This is a genomic window from Gorillibacterium massiliense (assembly GCF_000455485.1).
In the GTDB taxonomy this organism is placed as follows: Bacteria; Bacillota; Bacilli; order Paenibacillales; family NBRC-103111; genus Gorillibacterium; species Gorillibacterium massiliense.
The window spans coordinates 1-20,804 of sequence record NZ_CBQR020000075.1 but is presented as its reverse complement, the minus strand read 5'-3'; the positions used below and the strand labels follow the sequence as shown (position 1 = coordinate 20,804).

Annotated in this window: 15 protein-coding genes; 1 reads left to right on the top strand and 14 read right to left on the bottom strand. The window is 50.6% G+C overall.

The window, feature by feature from the left end:
• Window positions 1-8 precede the first annotated feature (8 nt).
• From TJ79_RS08795 to TJ79_RS25830, 3 genes are all read right to left on the bottom strand, one after another.
• Window positions 9-1,016, bottom strand: a complete 1,008-nt coding sequence (locus TJ79_RS08795; RefSeq protein ID WP_040949951.1) for a ubiquinol oxidase subunit II — start codon at window positions 1,014-1,016, stop codon at window positions 9-11.
• A 247-nt stretch (window positions 1,017-1,263) separates the two neighbouring features.
• Window positions 1,264-1,536: a hypothetical protein gene (locus TJ79_RS08790; protein ID WP_040949926.1), complete on the bottom strand. Its 273-nt coding sequence runs from the start codon at window positions 1,534-1,536 to the stop codon at window positions 1,264-1,266.
• 159 nt (window positions 1,537-1,695) lie between these two features.
• Window positions 1,696-2,526, bottom strand: a complete 831-nt coding sequence (locus tag TJ79_RS25830; protein ID WP_238322903.1) for a two-component system sensor histidine kinase NtrB — start codon at window positions 2,524-2,526, stop codon at window positions 1,696-1,698.
• A gap of 633 nt (window positions 2,527-3,159) precedes the next feature.
• Between TJ79_RS25830 and TJ79_RS25825 the strand changes: the two genes are divergently transcribed.
• Window positions 3,160-6,201 (top strand): EAL domain-containing protein, encoded by a 3,042-nt coding sequence (locus tag TJ79_RS25825; protein ID WP_052339412.1) that lies wholly within the window; start codon window positions 3,160-3,162, stop codon window positions 6,199-6,201.
• Window positions 6,202-6,295: 94 nt separating this feature from the next.
• On the opposite strand, the gene TJ79_RS08775 is transcribed toward TJ79_RS25825, so the two are convergent.
• The 11 genes from TJ79_RS08775 to TJ79_RS08725 all read right to left on the bottom strand — a co-directional run.
• Window positions 6,296-7,174 (bottom strand): sugar phosphate isomerase/epimerase family protein, encoded by an 879-nt coding sequence (locus TJ79_RS08775; protein WP_040949925.1) that lies wholly within the window; start codon window positions 7,172-7,174, stop codon window positions 6,296-6,298.
• Window positions 7,155-8,069 carry an L-serine ammonia-lyase, iron-sulfur-dependent, subunit alpha gene (sdaAA, locus tag TJ79_RS08770; RefSeq protein WP_040949924.1) on the bottom strand — a complete coding sequence of 305 codons (915 nt, stop codon included), beginning with the start codon at window positions 8,067-8,069 and terminating at the stop codon, window positions 7,155-7,157. The genes TJ79_RS08775 and sdaAA overlap by 20 nt, the downstream gene beginning before the upstream one ends.
• Window positions 8,066-8,749, bottom strand: coding sequence for an L-serine ammonia-lyase, iron-sulfur-dependent subunit beta (gene sdaAB / locus TJ79_RS08765; protein ID WP_040949923.1), 684 nt, complete (start codon window positions 8,747-8,749; stop codon window positions 8,066-8,068). Before sdaAB ends, sdaAA begins: the two co-directional genes overlap by 4 nt.
• An 80-nt stretch (window positions 8,750-8,829) precedes the next feature.
• Window positions 8,830-11,553 carry a discoidin domain-containing protein gene (locus tag TJ79_RS08760; RefSeq protein ID WP_040949922.1) on the bottom strand — a complete coding sequence of 908 codons (2,724 nt, stop codon included), beginning with the start codon at window positions 11,551-11,553 and terminating at the stop codon, window positions 8,830-8,832.
• A 106-nt stretch (window positions 11,554-11,659) separates the two neighbouring features.
• Window positions 11,660-13,108: an ABC transporter substrate-binding protein gene (locus TJ79_RS08755; protein ID WP_040949921.1), complete on the bottom strand. Its 1,449-nt coding sequence runs from the start codon at window positions 13,106-13,108 to the stop codon at window positions 11,660-11,662.
• 130 nt (window positions 13,109-13,238) lie between these two features.
• A complete protein-coding gene (locus TJ79_RS08750) occupies window positions 13,239-14,111 on the bottom strand; it encodes a carbohydrate ABC transporter permease (RefSeq protein ID WP_040949920.1) in 873 nt (290 codons plus the stop codon).
• Window positions 14,112-14,113: 2 nt separating this feature from the next.
• Window positions 14,114-15,016: a carbohydrate ABC transporter permease gene (locus TJ79_RS08745; RefSeq protein WP_040949948.1), complete on the bottom strand. Its 903-nt coding sequence runs from the start codon at window positions 15,014-15,016 to the stop codon at window positions 14,114-14,116.
• A gap of 115 nt (window positions 15,017-15,131) precedes the next feature.
• Entirely contained in the window at window positions 15,132-16,481 is a 1,350-nt protein-coding gene (locus TJ79_RS08740; protein ID WP_040949919.1) for a response regulator transcription factor, read from the bottom strand.
• A gap of 14 nt (window positions 16,482-16,495) precedes the next feature.
• Complete coding sequence (locus TJ79_RS08735; RefSeq protein WP_420319381.1) at window positions 16,496-18,391, bottom strand: sensor histidine kinase; 1,896 nt, start codon at window positions 18,389-18,391, stop codon at window positions 16,496-16,498.
• A 227-nt stretch (window positions 18,392-18,618) separates the two neighbouring features.
• On the bottom strand, window positions 18,619-19,272 hold the full coding sequence (gene pgmB / locus TJ79_RS08730; protein ID WP_040949918.1) for a beta-phosphoglucomutase: 654 nt from the start codon (window positions 19,270-19,272) through the stop codon (window positions 18,619-18,621).
• On the bottom strand, window positions 19,269-20,804 hold a 1,536-nt coding region (locus TJ79_RS08725), incomplete at its 5' end, for a glycosyl hydrolase family 65 domain-containing protein (protein ID WP_040949917.1). The genes pgmB and TJ79_RS08725, both read right to left, overlap by 4 nt.

The window sequence follows — 20,804 nt, the reverse complement described above, 5'->3', positions numbered from 1 at the left end:
TCCTTCGATTATTCATGACTCCCGGACATATCCATATTCATGTCCATGCCGCTCATATCGTGGTCCATCCCCCCGGTCTTTCCGGTATCCGGAACATTATCCGAATGGCCCGACCCCGGGTCCGCGTGAGGATTGCCGCCGTGGCTCATGTAGCCGCCGCCGTTCTTTTGAACGGTTTCGTCAAACACCTCAGTCGGATAGGATGAGAAATAAGCAACCTCCGATGTGCCCGGTTTGGTAAGTTCGGCATACCCTTCCCGGGTCAGAGCAGGAGATGAATCTTTAACCTTCTGTACCCAACCATCGAATTCCGCTTGCGGCTTCGCTACTACTTCAAACCGCATGTGAGCAAAGTCTTTGCCGCTGAAGTTGGCGCCTGTTCCGTAATATATCCCCGGATCATCCGCCTGCAGGTACAGCTGCATAGCCATGCCAGGCATGGAATACGTTTGCCCGCCCAATTCCGGAACCCAGAAGGAGTTCATAGGAGCATCCGATGTCAGCACAAAGCGTACCGGAACGTCTGCAGGGATTTCCACATAGTTGACTGTAGCGATTTTTTGATCCGGATACTGGAAAAACCATTTCCAATCGAGCGAAGTGACCTGAATCGTGATGGGCTTTACATCCGCTTTATCCCGAGGTTTGGCGAGCACATACGTATCCCGTGCCGTAAAAAAGGCCAAAACCCCGATGATGAGAACGGGAATTCCCCACCACACCGTCTCCAGCACCTTGCTGTCATTCCACTCTGGTTGATAAGGAGCGTCATTATCCGGCGTGTCCCTGTATCGCTTCACGATAAAGGCAAGCAGGATGATTACCGGAATGACTACAATTGCGCACAAGATGAGCGAAATCACAATCAGGTTCTTCTGAACCTCAGCAACTGGCCCCTTCGGATTGAAGACCATTTGATGATCCCAGTATGCAATCACCAAGCCTGTGATCAGCGCGGTGATTGCCAAACTAACCGTCCAGAGCACAATTCGCTTCCACTTTTTGCTTCCCACGATTACGTTCACCTCAACACTAAATACTAAAATAGAATCATTCTTTCTTTAACTTAGGATACCAATAAACTGTGAGTTAAGTCACATGTGTTAACAACATCGTCAATAAATTGCCTTTTTTTCGTTATATTTTAATCACAATTTAGACAAAACAAACATATTGCAAAAAAGAAAAACAAATAAAAAAGCCCTTCAAGCACGGTTGCTTGAGGAGCTTTTCACAATTATTCACATTAGTCAAGGCGTTACTTCACTTGAGCCTTGCTCTTTTCCCTTGGGGCTTCCGCACTTGAACCAGATGCATCGACGTCCCGATGGTGTAGATGAAGAAACTGGCTACAAGAAAACCGGTGCCTGCCATAAGGCCCAGGTTGCGGTCGTTAAAGTGATTGAGATTGAACAGGCATAGCATCAACCCGCAGCCGAGCAGTGTCCACGCGACGACTGTCGTGATGGTTGCGACCAGTTTGCCGTCATTCCTCTCTCGTTTCAGCTTTTGATGAGGATACATTTTAGTTGCCATGTAACACACCCCCGTCTTTGTGCAGCCCTTGAACTTGATTTGTTTTCAAATGTTGAAAGGGCTTCCTTCTTTATCTTACCACAAAAACGTGAATTTTGTTCACCGTTTATTCAAAAATTTTTAATTTTTTTGACACAATTCTTTATTGACAACATCCATTCAGCCTTTATCTATAAAAAGCGGAATCCGAGTCGTAAACGTCGCCCCTTCTCCTTGCTTACCGGAAACGCTCATGGTTCCACCATGATCCACAATGATCTTGTGACAAATGTATAGTCCCAGACCCGTGCCATTGTTCTTCGTCGTGTAATACGGGCTGAAAATCCGCTGTCGGTCCGTTGACTGTACTCCAGTTCCTGTATCCTTCACGATAACGACGGCCATATCCGCCACCTGGGTCATTTGGATCGTTATCGTTCCCTGCTCTGGCATCGCTTCCATGGCATTTTTAATCAAATTCATAAAAACCTGAATCAGCTTTTCTTGAGACACCGGCACGGTAAGTTCCGGATCAAATTCCTCATAAACAATCCGGTGCCCCATCTTTTGAGCCTCCGCCTCCGTTAAGGCGACAACACGGATTAAGCTGTCGTGCAAGTTCTGCCGCTTTGCCGGCACCTCCGACGGCTTGGAAATCTGCAAATATTCTATCGTAAGTTCGTTCAACCGGCTGACCTCGGCATAAATTAAATCATACCACGGCTCAATGGAGTACCCGTTTGCTTTTGATAGCTGGAGAAAACCGCGGATGCTGGTAAGCGGATTGCGTATCTCGTGAACCATGCCTGCAGCCAATTCACCCAGTACGCGATTTTTTTCTGCTTCAAACTCAAATTCTTCTCGGTTGCGCCTCTCTTTCGTCAGGTTCATGGTCTTCTCCGATGTCAAGATATGCTGGATAAACAAAGCGAGTGAGATGCCGGCAAGATAATCGGAGCCGGTTATGAGAATATGTTCAATGGATGGATTCGTATATGTAAATCTCGCCACGGTGTACACCGAAATAAACACACATGACAGAATGACCGAGCGGCTGACGCTTCTAACCTGTAGCAATACCCGGTATAACAACAGGATATATAATAAAAAACACCAGTCGAGCCGACTAACCAGATGAAAGGCAAAAAGCAAAATGAGCTGAAGGAGTGTAAAAAGAACCACTCGATCCGGCTGATGCTGGTCTATGAAAATACTTAAGACCAAAAGAATACCCAAACCACTTAGGAGGGGTACATAAATAGCCTTGCCCAAAACCGAGGAGCTCAATACGACGAAGAAGACATACAAGGGCAGGCATACATTGTAGATCATTCGAAAAATCATAACGGATACACTCCATTTATAGGCAACAGATTAATGAAGCCGAACCCTTTCGACACGTGTCATTTCGGCAAAATCTGTAATTGATCGTCAATTGGAAAGCTTTTCCTCTATTATTAACGTTAGTTCTTCTCTCCTACTGACGACTCATATCGACAAAACTTGAGGAATAATTCAGAATAAAGGAAAAATGCGAAATTTGTTGAATTTTCTAGCGAACAATCATATCCTTGGTAATTGAAGCCGTTTACAAGATATTTATGGAAATCGGCGATTTTCTGTGGGGGAAGGCTGGGTTCGCCAATGGATAAAGGATATCGGATCGGTGTGCTGTCACCTTATATGGATGGGGAATATTACGGAAAGTTGTTGACAACGATGCACCAGTTTTTAGGGCGCAAGGATTGTCGGCTCTTTGTGTTTCAATCCGCGGTGGATGACGACGGAAGGTACCTTCTGACGAGTTCCCTTTCTTTTCAAACGATGGATGCTTGGATTTTGATCGGCCACATCGCTAACACAGAATTGCTTCAAGATTTGGCAGCCAAAGGCATGCCGATGGTTTCCGTAGGTCACCTGCAATCAGGCATTGAGTGCGCAACCGTACTCATCGATAACCGGGCAGGGGCAGTTATGGCTACCCGGCATCTTATTGAACACGGGCACCGTGATATTGCCTTTATCGGCTTTCGCAGGCAATATGATTTGTATGAACGTTTTGAAGGGTACCAAGCCGTGCTTGAGGAATACGGCATTCCCTTTCGTGAGGAATTGGTAGCTACCGCCGACAACAATCTGCCGGACGGAGGAATTATAGCGGCTCGCAGCTTGCTTGCCAGAGGCGAAACCTTCACCGCCGTTTTTGCGGCAACCGATATGAATGCTATCGGTTTAATTGAAGTTTTGCAAGAAAACGGCTTCTCGGTCCCCGACGACATCGCGGTTATCGGCTTCGATGACATTCCGCGGGCTGCAGGACATGTCCCTCCGCTCACAACCATAAGTCAGCCTTTTGACGAAATGGCGGAACAGGCATGCCGACTCTTGTTGGATATGTTGGAAGGATCTGCGCAGAAGCCGATTAAGTCGGTTCAGGTGGGCATTCGGTTTGTCCCTCGAGTTTCCTGCGGCTGCCCCCCCCAACCGGCAGATGTGGAGTTGATCCGTAATCATGAGCGGCTTTTGGAAGTAGAAGCTTCTTTAAGCCAGATCTCGATCAACAATTATCACTTGGGCTTGAATCTCATCAAAGCGACTTCCGAAAGCAAAGTCCACATTTCCAACTTATACGGCAACATAGCCCATTGGGGGTGTTTGGCTCTTTGGAATACGGATGCCGACGGCAACCGTTTTTTGCAGATCTATCAGGCATATAGCACCAAGGGAGGCGATCTTCCTCCTATCGGCGAGCGATATAGTGTCGAATCTTTCCCGCCAGTCTCCTACATTCCTAAATTCGCTGATGATTATATCCTTGTTCTACCGATTCATTCGGAGACCCGGAATTGGGGTTTTCTCGCGATCGTCTGCCCTATGGATAAAAGGATCAATGCCTCCGCCAGCGAGCTCAGCCGGCTGAGTTATGGCATTTTGGCAGCAGTACTTGAGCGGGAGTTCATGTCTGAGCGCCTGCACTCCACGATCGAACAGTTGGAGGTCGTATCCCGAACCACTAACGACGGAATTTGGAACTGGGATCTCTCTGTCGGTAAAATCTACTGGAATCTTCGCATTCAAAAAATATTAGGCAATAACGCCGCCGCATTGACGGACAATCCTCGCAATATTTTGAGCTTGATTCATCCCGAGGATTTAAACCGCTTTACCAAGGCCATCAAGCAACACATTCGGAGGCGTGCGCCCTTTCATATTGAATTTCGCATTCGCGGCGATGAAAACCGAACCGTATGGCTGTTCGCAGCCGGAGAAGCCATTCGCGACAGCAAAGGCATCCCGGTGCGGATGATCGGCTCTGTTTCGGATATCACCGAGAAGAAAGAGAATGAGGCGCGGATCACCCAGCTTGCTTTCCATGACTCTTTGACAGGGCTGCCCAACCGGGTATTTTTTCTCGACCAACTGCACCGCTGGATGAAAGAGGCCGACAAAACCGGTGAAAAGCTGGCGGTCATGCTGCTCGATCTGGACCGTTTTAAAATCATCAACGATACCTTGGGTCATCAAGCCGGCGACCGGCTGCTGCAACACGTCACTCGTGCGCTATCCAAAACAATCCGAATCAGCGACACCCTTGCTCGTTTGGGTGGAGATGAATTCGTTCTGTTGATGCCCCACATTCATGATATAAGCGAAGTGAAAAAAATTGCCCGGCGCATCTACAATAAGCTGTCTCAACCCTTCGTGATCGATAGCCGCGAATTTAACCTATCCGCAAGCATAGGCGTCTGTCTCTATCCCGATCACGGGCTGGCGCCTGATGCACTGCTTCAATCAGCGGATATCGCCATGTATAAAGCGAAGGAAAGCGGCCGGAACAAAGTGGAATATTATACGACCGAGTTGAGCCAAGCGGCGGAAGACCGTTTCCGGTTGGAAAGCAAGCTCCGCAAAGCTTTGAAATTGAGCCAATTCGTTCTTCGCTTTCAGCCGCAAATCGATCTTGCAACCGGTGAAATGTTTGGGATGGAAGCGCTGCTGCGCTGGAAATCACCGGAGCGGGATACGGTGCCGCCTAGCGGTTTCATTCCATTAGCGGAGGAAACCGGGCTGATCATCCCCATTGGTGCCTGGGTCCTCCGGGAAGCCTGCATCCAGAACAAGCGCTGGATGCAAGCGGGAAATCCGGCAAAAGTCATTTCGGTCAATATTTCCGCCCAACAGTTTGAAATGAACAATTTCTCGGCATTCATCAAGCATGTCCTTATGGAAACGGGAACCGCACCGGAAAACTTGTGCCTCGAAATTACCGAGCGTACTGCCATACGCAATCTTGATCACAGCTCGCGAATCATCCAGGAATTAACGGATTACGGTGTAAAAATCGCCATCGATGATTTCGGCACTGGCCACTCCTCGCTCATGCTGCTGCGGCGGCTGCCCATTCATATCGTCAAAATCGATGAATCCTTCATCCGCGACATAACCGAAACGAAGGAGGATGCTGCCATCGTCAAGGCGATTGTCGCCATGTCCCACACATTGGGACTTGCCGTAATAGCGGAGGGTGTTGAAACCTCCAATCAGTTACAGACCTTAAAGGAATTGCAGTGTGACTTTGTTCAGGGCTACCTTCTGGGCAAGCCCATGTCGGCCAAACAGGCATCCGCCTTTATATTAAAAGCCAATGAGAAACGCCACGGAGATTATCTGGCTGTTTTGGATTGAAGATCAAAACCGGTTCCGCATGAGGCCTGATAAGAAAAACGTCTTCTGATATCGTCAAATCAGGCGCGATGCGGGCCGGTTTGTTTTTACCGGATTATCGATAGGCTTTGATAAATTCAACGGCCTTGCGAATATCCACTTCCGGATGATGACCCACTTCCCGCTCAATAGTCAAATAGCCTTTATATCCGATCTCCTGCAAGGCGGCAAAGTACGCTGGAAAGTCCACTTTGCCTTCCCCTAAAGGCAGTTCTTCAAAGATTTTCCCCTCCGCCAGCATGGTGGCGATATTTTCGTGGGACATCGGATCAAAACCGATGCTGCCGTAAACCGCCCGCGGGTCAACGATTTGATGTCGCACTCCATCCTTCACATGGGTATGCACGATATAATCCCGAAGCAGGCGTACGCCGCGGACCGGATCGTCACCCGTTACCATCACCATATTGGCCGGATCAAAATTGACCGATACTCCTTTGCCGCTAAGGTTATCGAGAAACCCCTTGAGACGTTCGGCCGTTTCCGGTCCGGTTTCGATAGCGAAATAACCCCCAACAGAGTTCGCATATACGCTGAGTTCCTCGCAAGCTTCCAACATCGTATGGTAAATAGCGCCTTCCTTATCCTCGGGAACGACGCCGATATGGGTCGTCACGATCTGAGTCCCCAGCTCCACGGCCAGATCAAGGATACGTTTTGACTTTTCCACTTTATGCACATTCTCCTGCTTGATCTGAAAGCCGTGGCCGCCTAAATCGCCGCACAACGCAGAGATTTCCAGACCCAATCCGGAGATATAGTTTCGCAGCTCCTTGCGGGCTGCAGGCGATAGCGCCGCAGGGTCCATTTCTCCCTTAACTGCATAAATCTGCACGCCTTCGGCGCCGACCCCCTTCGCCTTCCGCAGGCCTTCTCTTACGCCAACCCCAAAGCTGTCGACGATGACGCCGATTTTATTGGTCAACTTCGTCATCCCGCGTCTCTCCTTCCTGTGTTTGAACAGATAACTCCTTCATGATCCGCTTGCCCGTAGGCGTTCCGGCAAGGCCGCCCTTTGCCGTTTCCCGATGCTGCTCCGGCATAGCCGAACCCACCTCCAGCATGACTTGAATGACTTCGTCGGAAGGAATGACGCTGCGGATCCCGGCCATTGCCATATCCGCCGCCGCCAGCGCCGTCACCGCGCCGAAACCGTTACGCACGATGCACGGAATTTCTACCAAACCGCCTACGGGATCGCAAATCAACCCGAGGCTGTTCTTTAAAGCGAGACCGACAGCATGGAGCGCTTGTTCCGGCGTCCCGCCTCTCAGCTCGGTGAGAGCCCCCGCCGCCATACCGATGGCGGAGCCCACCTCCGCCTGGCAGCCTCCTTCGGCGCCAGAGACAAAGGAGTTGTTGGCGATGACGTAGCCGATGGCTCCCGCGGCGAACAACCCCATGACCAAGCGATCATCCGGCCAGCCGAACCGTTCCTGGGAACTCACGAAAACGCCGGGAATGATGCCGCAAGAACCGGCTGTCGGTGTGGCGATAATCCGTCCCATTGTAGCGTTAACCTCGGAAACAGAGAGGGCGTAGGCGAGTGCTTTACATGCTTCACCGTCAAGTGAAGAGACACCGTTTTGCATGTAATCCAAGACACGCCGGGCGTCGCCGCCCGTAAGTCCGCTGCGGGATTTCGCCGGCTCGTCCAAGCCTTTCTTTACCGCTTCCTTCATCACTTTATAATAATCCGCCATCTGCCCAAAAACCCGCGCTTCGTCTGTTCCCGATTCCAACGCTTGTTCCCGCAGCATCAGCTCTCCGATGGTCAGCTTCTCTTCCCTACATAATTCAGCCAATTCCTTTAAAGATGAGAATCTCATTTTCCTTCCTCCTTGCCCGTCAAATCAATAATGCAAATACGGCGGACATTGGGCAAACCGCGAATTTGCGTGAGAAAGGCCGCATCGATGGCCTGATCCGTCTCAATTACGGTCAGTGCATCGCCGCTGCGGGATTTCCGGTCCACTTCCATATAACCGATATTCGCGTCAGCATGGCGAAGCACATCCGTCACATCGGCGATCATCCCTCTGCGATCGTCATGAAAGATGAGCAGGGTCGGATAATCCGCGCTGAATTTGACGTCAAAACCGTTGACATTGATGATCTCGATATTTCCCCCGCCTATGGAACAACCCGTAATCCGTACAGCCCTGTCACCCTTCTTCAGCAAAATCTCCGCCGTATTGGGGTGCGGTGCCGGTTTCTGCGATGTGCGCAGATCAACCTTCATCCCCGCCGAATCAGCGATAGACAAGGAATCGCGGATGCGCGGATCGTCGGTATCGCAGTCCAACAGTCCAGCGACGATGGCGAGATCGGTCCCGTGCCCGCTGTATGTGGAGGCAAAGGAGCCGAAGAAGACGATCTCCGCTTCCTCTGGAGCGTCGCCCAAAATTCGCCGGGCAATCCGTCCCAACCGGGCTGCTCCTGCCGTATGGGAGCTGGACGGTCCGATCATGCTCGGGCCGATAATAGAAAAAACATCTTTAAACCTCATGAAAATTTCCTCCGAAAAATGATTCGAGCAGGAGGCGAAAGCCGCCTCCTGCTCTATCTTGTGCCATATTCAAAAAGAAATCAATAGACTTCGAATTCGGATACTTGCGCCGCCGGCCAAGCTGTATTCCCCGTGATCGTCACGCGGACATATTGGGCTGGCGTTTCGGCAAAATCAATGGAGACCACATTGTCCTTCTTCGGATCGAAGGTGTATGGTTCCGCGGCTTTAATCGTCGTGAAGGTTTGCCCGTCCGTGCTTGCCGAAACCTCTATGATTTGATCGCGGGATTCCCAGGCGTCCTGAGGAGGCAGCTTCAGCGCGATTCCCGTAACCTTCTTCGCTTCGCCAAGATCGACAGTCAGCGTTTGCGGGAACTTCTTCGCTGTGCTTTCCCAATAGGTGTAGGGATCGCCATCCACCGTTTTCTCTGGCGGGAAGTCCGTCGTCGTCATGCTGGAGGCGGATACCTTTTTACCGACGGCGATGTTGATCTTCAAAGCGACCTTATGGAAAGGAACATCCTTGACGGTGCTGGCATTATCCGACCGCTGCAAGGAAATATAAGCCGTCTTCTTATCCAGAATGCTGGCGATATAATCGAAGCGGAGATTATTGCCGGTTTCCTCAACGGGAATATCGGCGATCTTCGTTCCGTCTACGGCATAAGCAGCCGCCGTCGCATGAGGCCAATCTTTTCCTTTGGCTACTTTGACTGTGGTATCGGAGCCTACCGGCTGGAACAGTTTGATCTCCTTATCCTGCCGCACTTCAACGAGCACGTGGTCGCCGGGGTCCAGCTCCTGTCCGTTATACGTGCTGTACGAACCTGCCCGCACAGAGCCGTCGTCAGTGAGCACTTGCACACCGCCTGCCGGCAAGATAAAGCCGTCGGAAACGGTATACGGCTTCTCTTTATCCCAGTTGGCGACAACCGAACGGCCTGTAAAACCTGTTTTCGTCACATTTTTAGCTATCGAATCATAGCTGTTTACGCGGGCATCACCGTATGGAGCTAACACGTATTGCTGCATCACGCCTGCCAGGTCGATCCAGGGGTTGTTTGTTCCATTGAACAAGTCCACGCTGAGGTTATAGCCCATGGCCAGGTTGAAGCGCAGCATATCGATGTCGTCCGTCATCGTTTGGGCTGCCAGATCGTGCTGATAGAGCATGACTTTATCCCGGGCCAGCATGCCGATCATCGGATAATAGTCCGTATACGAAGCCGTATTCGCACGATATCCAAGGATATCCCACAGATAGTTGGTCCCCATGAATCCTACTGCATTATCGGCAAGAACGTCGAAGCCGTCTTCCGTATACAGATTCATCTTGGAAGCCTTGAAATAATCGCGTACTCCCTCCATATAGGAGGTAGATTTATTAACGCCTTTATTATAAACGAAGGGAACCTCGCGAATGCCCCATTGGTCTTCAAAAACCCCGTCCATGCCGGCATCCGTCAGTTTCTTATGCTCATCAGCAATCCGTTCGTTGACATAGGGGTGCTGAATATTCATCACGTACCCGCTATGGACGCCGTAATCTTCCTTCATCACCGCACCGTTTTCCTTCAGCACGGCGATATCCTCCAAGGTTACTCCGGACGGAAGGTTCTTCAAGGTCGGAGAATTGACGCCCCACCACGAGAAGTTCGTATAGGGCACGACCCGGTTTCCTTTTTCCTTCGCATAGCTCATAAAAGAGTTAAAATCATCGACGCTGCCCCATTTGGAATCTGCCGGAAGAAAATCCGGATAATTCTCGTCATGTCCTCCCGTCTGGAAACCGACCAGGTGCAGGACGCCTTTGTAGTCCAATTTGTCGACGACATTGGTTTTCAAGTTGCTCCAATTGGCATCTGTCAGCGCGGATATATCCAGCTTGTAGAAGGGCAGCTGCAGATACTCCTTCATGGTTCCGCCCAGCTTATCCGCCAAGGACCGGTACTTATCCATCCCATTCAGCGTCCGATAGCTCTCAATGGAATCTTTGTAATCGCCGCCCACCTCCATTACGACAGTAGGGCTCTTCCACACCGCACCGGGAGCGGCATCCGTCTTGTAATTGTGGACGATACCGGTCTTTCCGGCGATGTTCATCTGATTCTTGAAACCAAGATCGACGTAAGGCATCGGCCGTTCATTCACGTCATAGAGGGAAAGATTGCCGTTTGCGCCGCGCATAGCCACGTAAGAAGCGAACATGATGCCGGGATACTGGGCTTCATAGGAGTTGTTTTCCTGGAAAAACGCCGATTTAAGCATGGCGCCCGGCAGCATCGGCAGCAATCCGTCATTTACTGTAGCCGAATCCAGCAAAATTTCGTTAGGAAAACGGAAACCGGTCATAACGCCTTGAGATCCGTTCACCGTCTTGACTGACATGCGAATGCGGTTGTCTTTGGAAAATTCAATCGTTATGTCGACCTGCAATTGCCCTTTATAATGAAGGGCGAGTTCACCTTTGCTGCGTTTCCAATCGTAAGAGAAATCTTCTGCCTTCGCTGCCTGGATAGAGGTGCCGTCCTGTAAAATCCCCCACCAGAGCGCTCCTTCGCGGTTGCTTCCTGTGATCTGATCTGCCGAGCCATGCTGCTTTATGTAGGAAATGCCGCCGTTCTTCTCATTAAAAGCAATGTCGTAATGGTCATTGCTGACCACCAGATTTCCGTCTGCCTTTTTCATCGACACACCGGAGCCGGTAAAATATTTGCTCCCTGCCAGCCCGGCAACCGCTAACAAGAGTACGACGATAACGACGATTGCGGCGATCCGGTATTTTTGCCATAGCTTCCCCATAAGCTACACCCCATTCACAGCGCTTTCATGGATCCATCTGTTAAAAATCCGGCTCTGGTTGCCAGAGCCGGATTTAAGTAATGCGTGGTTATGATGTCAGTCTGGATTATTGAACCTTGATGGTGTCAAAGAATTTTTCTTGAACCAGCTTGGCAGCGGAATCCATTTGCGCCTTCAGATCGGTTTTATCTTTGGAGAATACTTCTTGGATGACGTTGGTCATCGTGCCGTAGTAATCTTGGGTGTTGTATTGAGCTTCTGGTTTGCCGTCCAGCAGGTTCAGCACTTCTTGGTTGTATTGGTAAACGTTGTCGTACTTGTCATAAACGGCTTTGACTTTTTGACCGTAAGGAGAATCCATTTTGAAGTATTCGATGACCGGAGGTACATAGAATTTGCTATCGGCTTTACGGCCTTGGATGTTGGTTTCAAGAGATGCAAGACCTTTATCCGAGAAATAGTCGAAGGTTGCATACTTGAAGGCAATGGTTTGCTCGTCTTTGGTAGCGTTCGGGTTGATAACCAGGAAGTCGCCGCCCAGTACGCCGGTGTGCTTGCCGCCTTTTTCAGCTGCAGGCATCGGGTAAACGAGAACGTCAGACAGCTTCATTCCGCCTTGGTTCAAAGCTTGATCGACAGGGTCGCTTGCGCCGGCAACAACCATTGCGGTGCGGCCTTGTGCGAAGGCGCCTACAGCGTCGCCCCAACCGAGGGCCCAGTCTTGCGGGATGGCTTTTGCTTCCCAAGCCAGCTTGTGGTAGAACTCGATGGCTTTCACGCCAGCGTCGGAGTTGAAGGTTGCGGTTACTTTGCCGTTTTCAACCTTTTGGATGTCGCCGCCAGCTTCGAACAGGAAGTTGGTCCAGTTCCAGCCAGCTTCGTTGCCTTTACCCATCGGAGCAAAGCCGGAGATGCCTTTTGCAGGGTCAGCTGCAGCTTTCGCCGTGCTCAGCATATCGTCCCAGGTCCAGTCGACTGCGGGAGGCGTTACACCTTTGGCGTCCAACAGGGTTTTATTTACAACAGTACCGGTTACGTAACCGCGTTGAGCGATACCGTATACTTTACCGTTGATCACGAATTGGTCTTGCAGAGTTGGGTTCATTTCATCTTTGTGCTCGTAAGCGTTGAACAGATCGGTGATATCGGCAGCCCAACCGCGTTCCGCCAGGAATTTACCTTCGGTAGCGTAGGTGTTGAACAACGTCGGAGCTTCATTGGCGCCCATCTTGATCCCGATTTCGTTCGGGTTGTACTGCCAATCGCTCTTCACGATGGTTACGTTCGGATATACTTCGTTAAAGCGTTTGATTTTGTCGTCTTCCAGCTTTCTCTCGTCAACCTTGTCAGGCGTCGGATAGTAGATGCTGATGGTAACTTTCTTCTTGGTGATGTCGTCCGCAGGAGCGGTTGTAGCAGGTGCTGCATCACTGGATTTGGTCGCAGCCGGAGATGCGGTTTCTTCCGATTTCTTGGAATCATCCGACTTGCCGCAAGCAGCGAAGAGGCCAGCCGTCATAGTAAGACTCAAGAGAACAGCCGATGTTTTGCGCATTGAAACTCCCCTTTTCAAATTGAATGGTTGTTTTTTCTTGCATGTTCATGATAATAAAACGCTTTCTAAAGAGCCATGTGCATTATTAAGTCCTTCATGTGCAGGTCTACGATTTGCCTGAATGTCTTGATTAACCTTTGACACTGCCAATATTCAAACCACGAATGATAAATTTCTGGAATATCAGGAAAATTACGACAGGCGGCAGACTGACAAGAGTCAGCAAGGCAAACTTAATGTTGGTATCCAACCGGCGGACGTTGAGCACGTACTTAACGATGGCCACGGCGAGCGGGTACGTTTTGTCGCCATGCATGACAAGCGACGGCCAGTACCAATCGTTCCATGCACTGGAGAAGACGAAAATCGCCAGTGTCGCAAAAATCGGCAGAGACAACGGGAACGCGATTTGGAAGAAGTTGCGGATCTCCGACGCGCCGTCAATCCGGGACGATTCGAAAATTTCGTTATTGATGGAATCGAAAAACTGTTTCTGAATCATCATGTAGTAAGCGCTGGCCCCGGCCGGCAGCCAGAAAGCCCAGAAGGTGTTCAAGAGCCCTAAATCTTTCAGGTTGATGAAGTTAGGGATGATATACGTGGTTGGCGGTATGAACAAGGTGATCATGAAGAACACATACACATACTTTTGCAGCGGTACATTCAGCTTGGACAAGCTAAAAGCCGCAAATCCGATGATAACCACAGTCGCTGCCATGTTACCCACGAAGATCTTTAGCGTATTGACGAGAAAGCCGGGCAAATCAATATAGTTCCACGCTTTCGAGTAATTCCCCCATACCCAATGGTTCGGGAAATAGGTGGGCGGAAAGCTGTTGACTTCCTTATTCGGTTTGAGTCCGTTGAAAAGTGTAACCGTCATCGGGTAAAGCATGGAGATGACCATCACAAGAATGGCGAGAATCATAACCCCATAAATGATGCGGTTCTTCGTTTTCTTCATGTCATAAGGCGAAATAATGCCCCGATCCAGCTTTTGCATGATTACTTCGCCCCCTTGTTTTGCATTCGGTACTGTACGATGGCAACCAGCCCTAGCACGAAGAACATCAGAACACCCATAGCGGAAGCCGTACCGTAATCCTGACGAATGAAAGCATAGCGGGTAATGAGCAGTGCGTAAGTCAAGGTGGCGTTGTTAGGTCCGCCATCAAGCATTTGGAATTGGGATTGGAACCCTTGAGACGTAGCGATGAGTTGCAAAATCAGCATCAAACCGACCAAGTTCTTGATCGAAGGCAGGGTGATGTAACGAATCCGCTGCCAGATGCCGGCGCCGTCAATTTCGGCTGCTTCGTACCAGTCCCGGGGAACGCTCAGTACGGCAGCCAACAGAATCAGCATGGCCGAACCAAACTGCTGCCACGTTTCCATGATGACCAGGGAGATCATCGACCACTTTTTATCGGTCATGAAGTTGATGTGCTCCGCGCCAAACTTGCCCAAAAGCGCGTTAAACGGACCTACGGGATCATACAACCAGCGCCACAAGCCGTACAGTACGACGACGGGAATAACGTTGGGCAAGTAAGCCGCTACCCGAACGAAGCCCTGCAGCCGCCTAAGTTCGGAAATGGCGATAGCAAAGAGAATCGGCACCCAAAAGCCGATCACCAGGCCGAGAAACATGTAATACAAGGTGTTCTTCACCGATACGATAACATCGTGGTCGTGAAACACCCGTTTGTAGTTGTCGATGCCGACATAAGAATTACCTTTAACAAAATCGATATGGTAGAAGCTGTATACCAATCCTTTTACAATCGGCATCCATAAAAACAAGGCGAAAACGGCAATCGCCGGGATTAAAAATAAATAGCCCCACATATGCTTTCGCAGCAGTCGGGCGAATCCCGGTTTTTTCGCTACCACCCCTTCTTCATCCATTATTGCAGTCACTCTGTCCATCCGGTCTCCCTCTTTTCCTGTCTGTTCATACTCTCATTGTAAAAAAGAGCACACGGACTGAACATGTGTGTATCTATGTCTTTCATGGGCGATATTACTTCTTCAATTCACTGGGGCTAATCCCGAAATATTTCTTGAAAATTTTGCTAAAATGTTCCGGAGATTCGTAGCCTACTTGGTCGGAAATCTCGTAACGCCGCATGTCGGTTTGCAGAATAAGCCGTTTGCTTTCCTCCATCCTCAGCTTAATTACGTATTCCCACAAGTTATAGCCTGTATTCTTCTTGAACAGGTAGCTCAAATAATTGGGGCTGACATGAGTCTTTTGCGCCACCTCATGGAGGGTCAGCCCTTTTTGAGCATAGTTTTCGTTGATGTAGTCCATCGCCTTCTCGACAATCAAATTGTTGCGGGCGAGCATTTCTTCCTCTGTCGGCTCTTCATCCTGAGCGTTCGGGTTCATGCTCAAGTCCCCATAGTAAAACACGAAGTGCTCTTGATTATCCCAGTTTTCCGAAATCATTTTTCGCAAGGATATCGCCTTCTGGCTTTGACGGCCCAGCACCTGCAAAAATTCCGCGCCCTTTAAAATCTGGCTGATCCCCACGACGCTCTCCATACCGAGGAATTTACGGATATTGAAGTGAAGGCTTCGGCCGATCATGTCCAGTTGGTTGATTTTGTTGACGTTCGTCTCCTCGTATTTTTCTTCGTTCCATTCGAGAATGATGCTGATCTGGGTCTCGGAGGAAAAAAAGGCATGTTGCGTCCACTCTTCGTCCAACAGTTCATTGATAATGTTCAGGGCGGCGTACTTCAGCAAAACGGTATCACCCGCCTTATAGTTCTTCCCTGCCAGCGATTCCTGCAGATGCATATCCACTTTCAGTACGGCAAAATACGGCCCGATCAGTCCAATCTCCCGGGCGCTGACGGCTTCCTCTGCTCCCGATCCGTCCTGCTGCCCGGTCAAAGCCCGGTTCAACTGCTCCGTTCGTTTGGCATCCGGCTCTTTCATATGAAAATGCTCCCGGAGCGTCGGAATCAGCTCCTCCTGGGAAGACACCGGCTTGTCCATCTTGAGGAGCACATTCCTTACCGAATCCAGGAACAGCTCGCTGTTGATAGGTTTGATCAAATAATCCTTCGCACCCAGCCGTATGGCCATCTGGGCATATTGAAAGGTTTCGTGAGCGGAGATGACGATGGTTTGAATCCATGGCTTCAGCATCTTTGCCTGATGCATCAGCTCAATGCCGCTCATTGAACCCATCTGGATATCGGTCACAAGCAAATCCACTTCATCCATCCGTAAAATATCAAGTGCCTCATACCCGCTGTTGGCCGTATTGATGGACTGAATATTCAGCCCCGATGACTCCAACAGGTTTTGCAGTCCTTTGCAAATAAGCGGCTCATCGTCGACGATCAAAATATTGTACATGCTGAGCTTTCCCCCTAACGATCTTCCGTCTCTGTATTTGGCTTCTCTTCAGCCTTGTCTTTACGCGTTAGATCCTGAATCCGCGGCAGCTGGCCGCCCCCCGCGTCGAGGGTATGCGGAATGGTCAGAGTAACCACCGTTCCCCCGCCGGTGCGAGCTTTATACGAAATGCCGTATTTCTTGCCAAAGTGCAGCTGAATCCTCTGCTGAATGTTGCGGATGCCGTATCCGAGGGCGGGATCGGCCCCTTCATCGGACAGCATCTTTTCTATTGTCGCATAATCCACCTGTTTGTACCCGTTATCCTCTACGCGAATGTGGACATCCTCATCCTGGACGTCGGCGGAAATGCGGATATAACCGTCCTCACCCATGTTTCGCACGCCATGGATAATGGCATTTTCGACTAGCGGCTGCAAAATGACTTTGGGAATCGGCGTTTGCAACAGCTCCTTGGGAACATCCCAGATTACCTGGAAGTCGTATTCGTAACGCATCTGCTGGAGATGGACATAGGCGGTGGCATGCTCCAGCTCTTCGCCAAGGGAGATCAATTCTCTCCCTTTGCTAAGACTTATCCGCATCAGCTTGGACAGCTCTTTGATCATCTCAGCCGAGCCGGTGTTGTTTTCCAAGGCGCTTTTCCAATAAATGCTCTCCAGGGTGTTGTACAGCAAGTGCGGATTGATCTGTTCGTATAAGATCTGGAGTTGGGCTTCTTTTTGGCGGATTTCCATCTGGTATTTATCTTGAATCAACGTGTTGATCCGCCCCGCCATCCCATAAACCGATGCGGTCAGCTGCCCGATCTCGTCGGAGCGCAGCCTGTGCTTGGTCACCGGAACTTTTCCACCGGGCTCGAAGGAGCGGGAGAAGACTGCCAGTTTCTGCAGCGGAGTCATCAGCCGCCGCCAGAAGTACATCATCAGACCGAAGCCAAAAAACAGATAAGCGATAGAGATAAACTGGATGACCCGTTTCAAGCCGTTTTGCTGCTTCAGAATCGTGTCGACGGGTATTTTATACACCAGCTTTTGCAGCGTCGACCAATCTTCATTGATCACATAGATCGATCCATCCGAGACGAAGTCCGTGGAGTGGTCCGGAGAATCGGAGGTATCCTCCGCCGATTTCGGCAAATCGAGAGTTCCGCCGATGGCATGCTCCGAGGATGCGAGAATTTGGTCGGTATCGTTCGTAAGATAGAGCTGTCCGTTGGGAATATTGATAGTGGCGAGAGATCCCTCCACTTTTTTGTCCATGTTCGTCGCCACCAGAACCCCGATGGTTGTGTTGCCTTCATAGATATTATTGACCGCCCGGATGTAGCTTAAAGTCGGCGCTTTCAGCGGCATGGCAAGCCTGTCGATGATTTTCAGATCGCCCTTCCCTTTTTTCTCAAGTGCCTCGTCAAACCACTGCGGCTTCTCCCCTTCCCCGAAAAAATAGATCCGGGTATACCGGGAATTTCCGGTGAGATTGGGCGCGGGCACAAATGAATACAGCCCTTGCGGGTCGTACACGAGGTATGAGTAAATCACTGCTTCTCCGCCGGTGATGCTCATCGAGTAGCTGGCCAACAGTTTGTCCATCGCCTGGAACTTTCTCAGCCGCTCCGCGACGGTGTCGTTCGGATCCGGGACGAGGGCTTGCGTGATCGGGTTTTGGATAATCGTCGTCATGATCCGATTGACGGTGTCGATATCGCGGTTGATCAATTGGTGGTTTTGCTTGCTGAGTTCCACATAAACGTTGGTCACATGCCGTTTGAGGATGTGCTCGGCTTGAAGATTCCCATACCAGTTTAGAAAAAGCACGGGACTGAGCAACACGAGAAAAAGCACGATCAATTGCTGCTTCACGTTAAGCTTGCTGAACGGTTTATCTAAGCGCTTGAACAAAACTCTCACCCCTAACGGACACATCTTGTCGGCATTCATCCCTATGCGGAGCTGCTTGTAAGACATATATGAATAACTATTTGGACGGGTTAAATCATTATCCCTGCTTGACAAAATCTTGGTTGGCATTGGACAGATCAACGAATCTGAAAAACGACTCAAGGAGCCCCCCCTAAAGCCGCCAAAGCACCTTAGGGAAAGCTCCTTTATCTTCTATCGTTCGTTCAAAAGTTACGTTACACGAGCTGATGCAGCCCGTCAACAAGCATGTCCGCATCCGGCAGGTTGTGGGCTTCACCGATGCCGACAGCTTTCATTCCTGCCGCATGAGCAGCCTCAATCCCCGCAAGGGCGTCTTCATAAACGACGCATTCCGCAGCGGAGAGTCCCAGTTCCTGGGCAGCGAGGAGGAATACCTCCGGGTCCGGCTTCGCTTTTGCCACCTTCGTGCCGTCGACAATGGCGTCGAACAGCTCCGTAATCCCCAGCTTGTCGAGGATGAGCCCGGCGTTTTTGCTGGCCGAGCCGAGAGAGATTTTCACTCCCCGCTCCTTCAAACCGAGCATGTACGCCTTCGCTCCCGGCAAAAGCTCGTTTTCATCGATTTTGGAAATGTAATCGACATAGAGCTGATTCTTTTGCGCCGCCAGTTCTTCTTTACGGGCTTCGTCCAGAGTAATTCCGCCAACCTCGAGAAGAATATCCAACGATCGCATCCGGCTTACGCCTTTCAACCGCTCATTGTCCTTTTCCGTGAAGTCGAAGCCCAGTTCAGAGGCCAGCCACTTCCAGGCCAGGTAATGATATTTTGCAGTATCGACGATAACGCCGTCCAAGTCGAAAATGGCTCCCTTTGCTTGCTCCAGCCAGTTGTTTTTTTGTTCGCTCATCTTGCTGCTGCCTCCTTGATTACTACCGAGTGTTGTCCGCCGGGTTGACAGAGAACGCTGCGGCCGTTCAAAACGAATGTCAATGCACGGGTATTGCCGGCAAGTGCCGCAATGGATATTTCATTATGGGAAACAGTAACGGCAAACCGTTGTCCCAGCGCCTGCACGGTGAAGGCGACGGATTTCCAAGCTTGCGGCAGCGCCGGATCGATATGGAACGCGCCATCATGGAATCCTACGCCGGCAAAGCCTTGGATGGCCGACATCCAAGCGCCTCCATTGGCGGCAGGATGGGTTCCCCCAATATACAGGGTGCCGACGAACTGTTTGGAATCCCCCGTCATATCGATCGTGGCGGTTTTCTTAAAGTAAGGGTAGGCCCAATCGGGTGAACCGATGTCCGAAGCAACCAGCGCATAGACACAAGGACTAAGGCTGGAGCCGTGCTCAGTACGGGGCTCGTAAAACTCCCAGTTGGCTTTCTTAATCTCCTTGGAAAAACGGTCCTTGAACCGATGCATGGTGAGCACCACGTCCGCCTGCTTCAAAATGCGGGTCGTCGTCGCCAACCCGTTGCCGCCTCCCCAATACTCATTAGGGATCAGCACCCGGGATTTCAGCTCTTTCAGCCCCACCTCTTCCAACCGGAAGTAGCCGTCAAACTGCTCGATGAGCCCGTCTTCCCCGCCCGGTTGCGGAACATACAGCTTCTCGTTCATAACGCGGATCTGTTTCAAGGTTTCGACATAATCCAGCTTACTGAGGAGCGCGGCCAGATCATCGGCATGCCGATCTTCCAGCAAGGCAACGGCATCCAGCGCGACTTCCAGCGTATTTTTCACCATATAGCTAGTGAACGCGTTATTATTCACCCGCTCGTGATACTCGTCAGGTCCGGTGACATCCAGAATCTCGTAGCGGTCCTTTGTCGGGTTGAAATACGAGTAAGAGTGGAAGAAACGCGCGCATTCGAGAATCGTTTCCGCACCGCCTTCCAGCAAGATGCTCTCATCGCCGGTAAAGGTATAGTATTGCCAGATTGCCACCGCTACATCGGCGCTGATATGCACCTGTTTGTCACGGAAATAGGTGCGCATCGGCCGGTTGGTGAAAACGTCGGTAACGTTGAACAGCGTGCAGGCGTCATCGCCGTTGTCCTGGCTTTCCCAAGCGAAAAAGGCGCCTTCAAAGCCGTACTCCGCCGCTTTTCTTCTGGCTCCATCCAGCGTCTGGCAGCGGTACATGACCAAGTTGCGGGCAATGGCCGGATTAGTGTGCAGGAAGAAGGGGAGCATGAACATCTCCGTGTCCCAGAAAACGGCGCCTTTATAGACCTGGCCGGAGAGGCCGCGGGCCGGAATCGACACTTTGTCCGAATGGGTCGGTGCGATGATCAGCAGATGGTACAGGCTGTAACGCAGGGCCAGCTGCGCCTCATCGTCGCCGTCAATGACAACGTCGGAGGCTTTCCACAGCTTCGTCCATTTCGCGTCATGCTTCTGAAGAAGGGAGTCATAGCCTTCCTCATGGGC

What these genes read in the sequence shown, in the direction of transcription:
- TJ79_RS08790 (WP_040949926.1), bottom strand. Translation starts at nt 1,536, where the DNA reads ATGGCAACTAAAATGTATCCTCATCAAAAGCTGAAACGAGAGAGGAAT.
- TJ79_RS25825 (WP_052339412.1), top strand. Translation starts at nt 3,160, where the DNA reads ATGGATAAAGGATATCGGATCGGTGTGCTGTCACCTTATATGGATGGG.
- TJ79_RS08775 (WP_040949925.1), bottom strand. Translation starts at nt 7,174, where the DNA reads ATGACGAAGTTGACCAATAAAATCGGCGTCATCGTCGACAGCTTTGGG.
- sdaAA (WP_040949924.1), bottom strand. Translation starts at nt 8,069, where the DNA reads ATGAGATTCTCATCTTTAAAGGAATTGGCTGAATTATGTAGGGAAGAG.
- sdaAB (WP_040949923.1), bottom strand. Translation starts at nt 8,749, where the DNA reads ATGAGGTTTAAAGATGTTTTTTCTATTATCGGCCCGAGCATGATCGGA.
- TJ79_RS08760 (WP_040949922.1), bottom strand. Translation starts at nt 11,553, where the DNA reads ATGGGGAAGCTATGGCAAAAATACCGGATCGCCGCAATCGTCGTTATC.
- TJ79_RS08755 (WP_040949921.1), bottom strand. Translation starts at nt 13,108, where the DNA reads ATGCGCAAAACATCGGCTGTTCTCTTGAGTCTTACTATGACGGCTGGC.
- TJ79_RS08750 (WP_040949920.1), bottom strand. Translation starts at nt 14,111, where the DNA reads ATGCAAAAGCTGGATCGGGGCATTATTTCGCCTTATGACATGAAGAAA.
- TJ79_RS08745 (WP_040949948.1), bottom strand. Translation starts at nt 15,016, where the DNA reads ATGGATGAAGAAGGGGTGGTAGCGAAAAAACCGGGATTCGCCCGACTG.
- TJ79_RS08740 (WP_040949919.1), bottom strand. Translation starts at nt 16,481, where the DNA reads ATGTACAATATTTTGATCGTCGACGATGAGCCGCTTATTTGCAAAGGA.
- pgmB (WP_040949918.1), bottom strand. Translation starts at nt 19,272, where the DNA reads ATGAGCGAACAAAAAAACAACTGGCTGGAGCAAGCAAAGGGAGCCATT.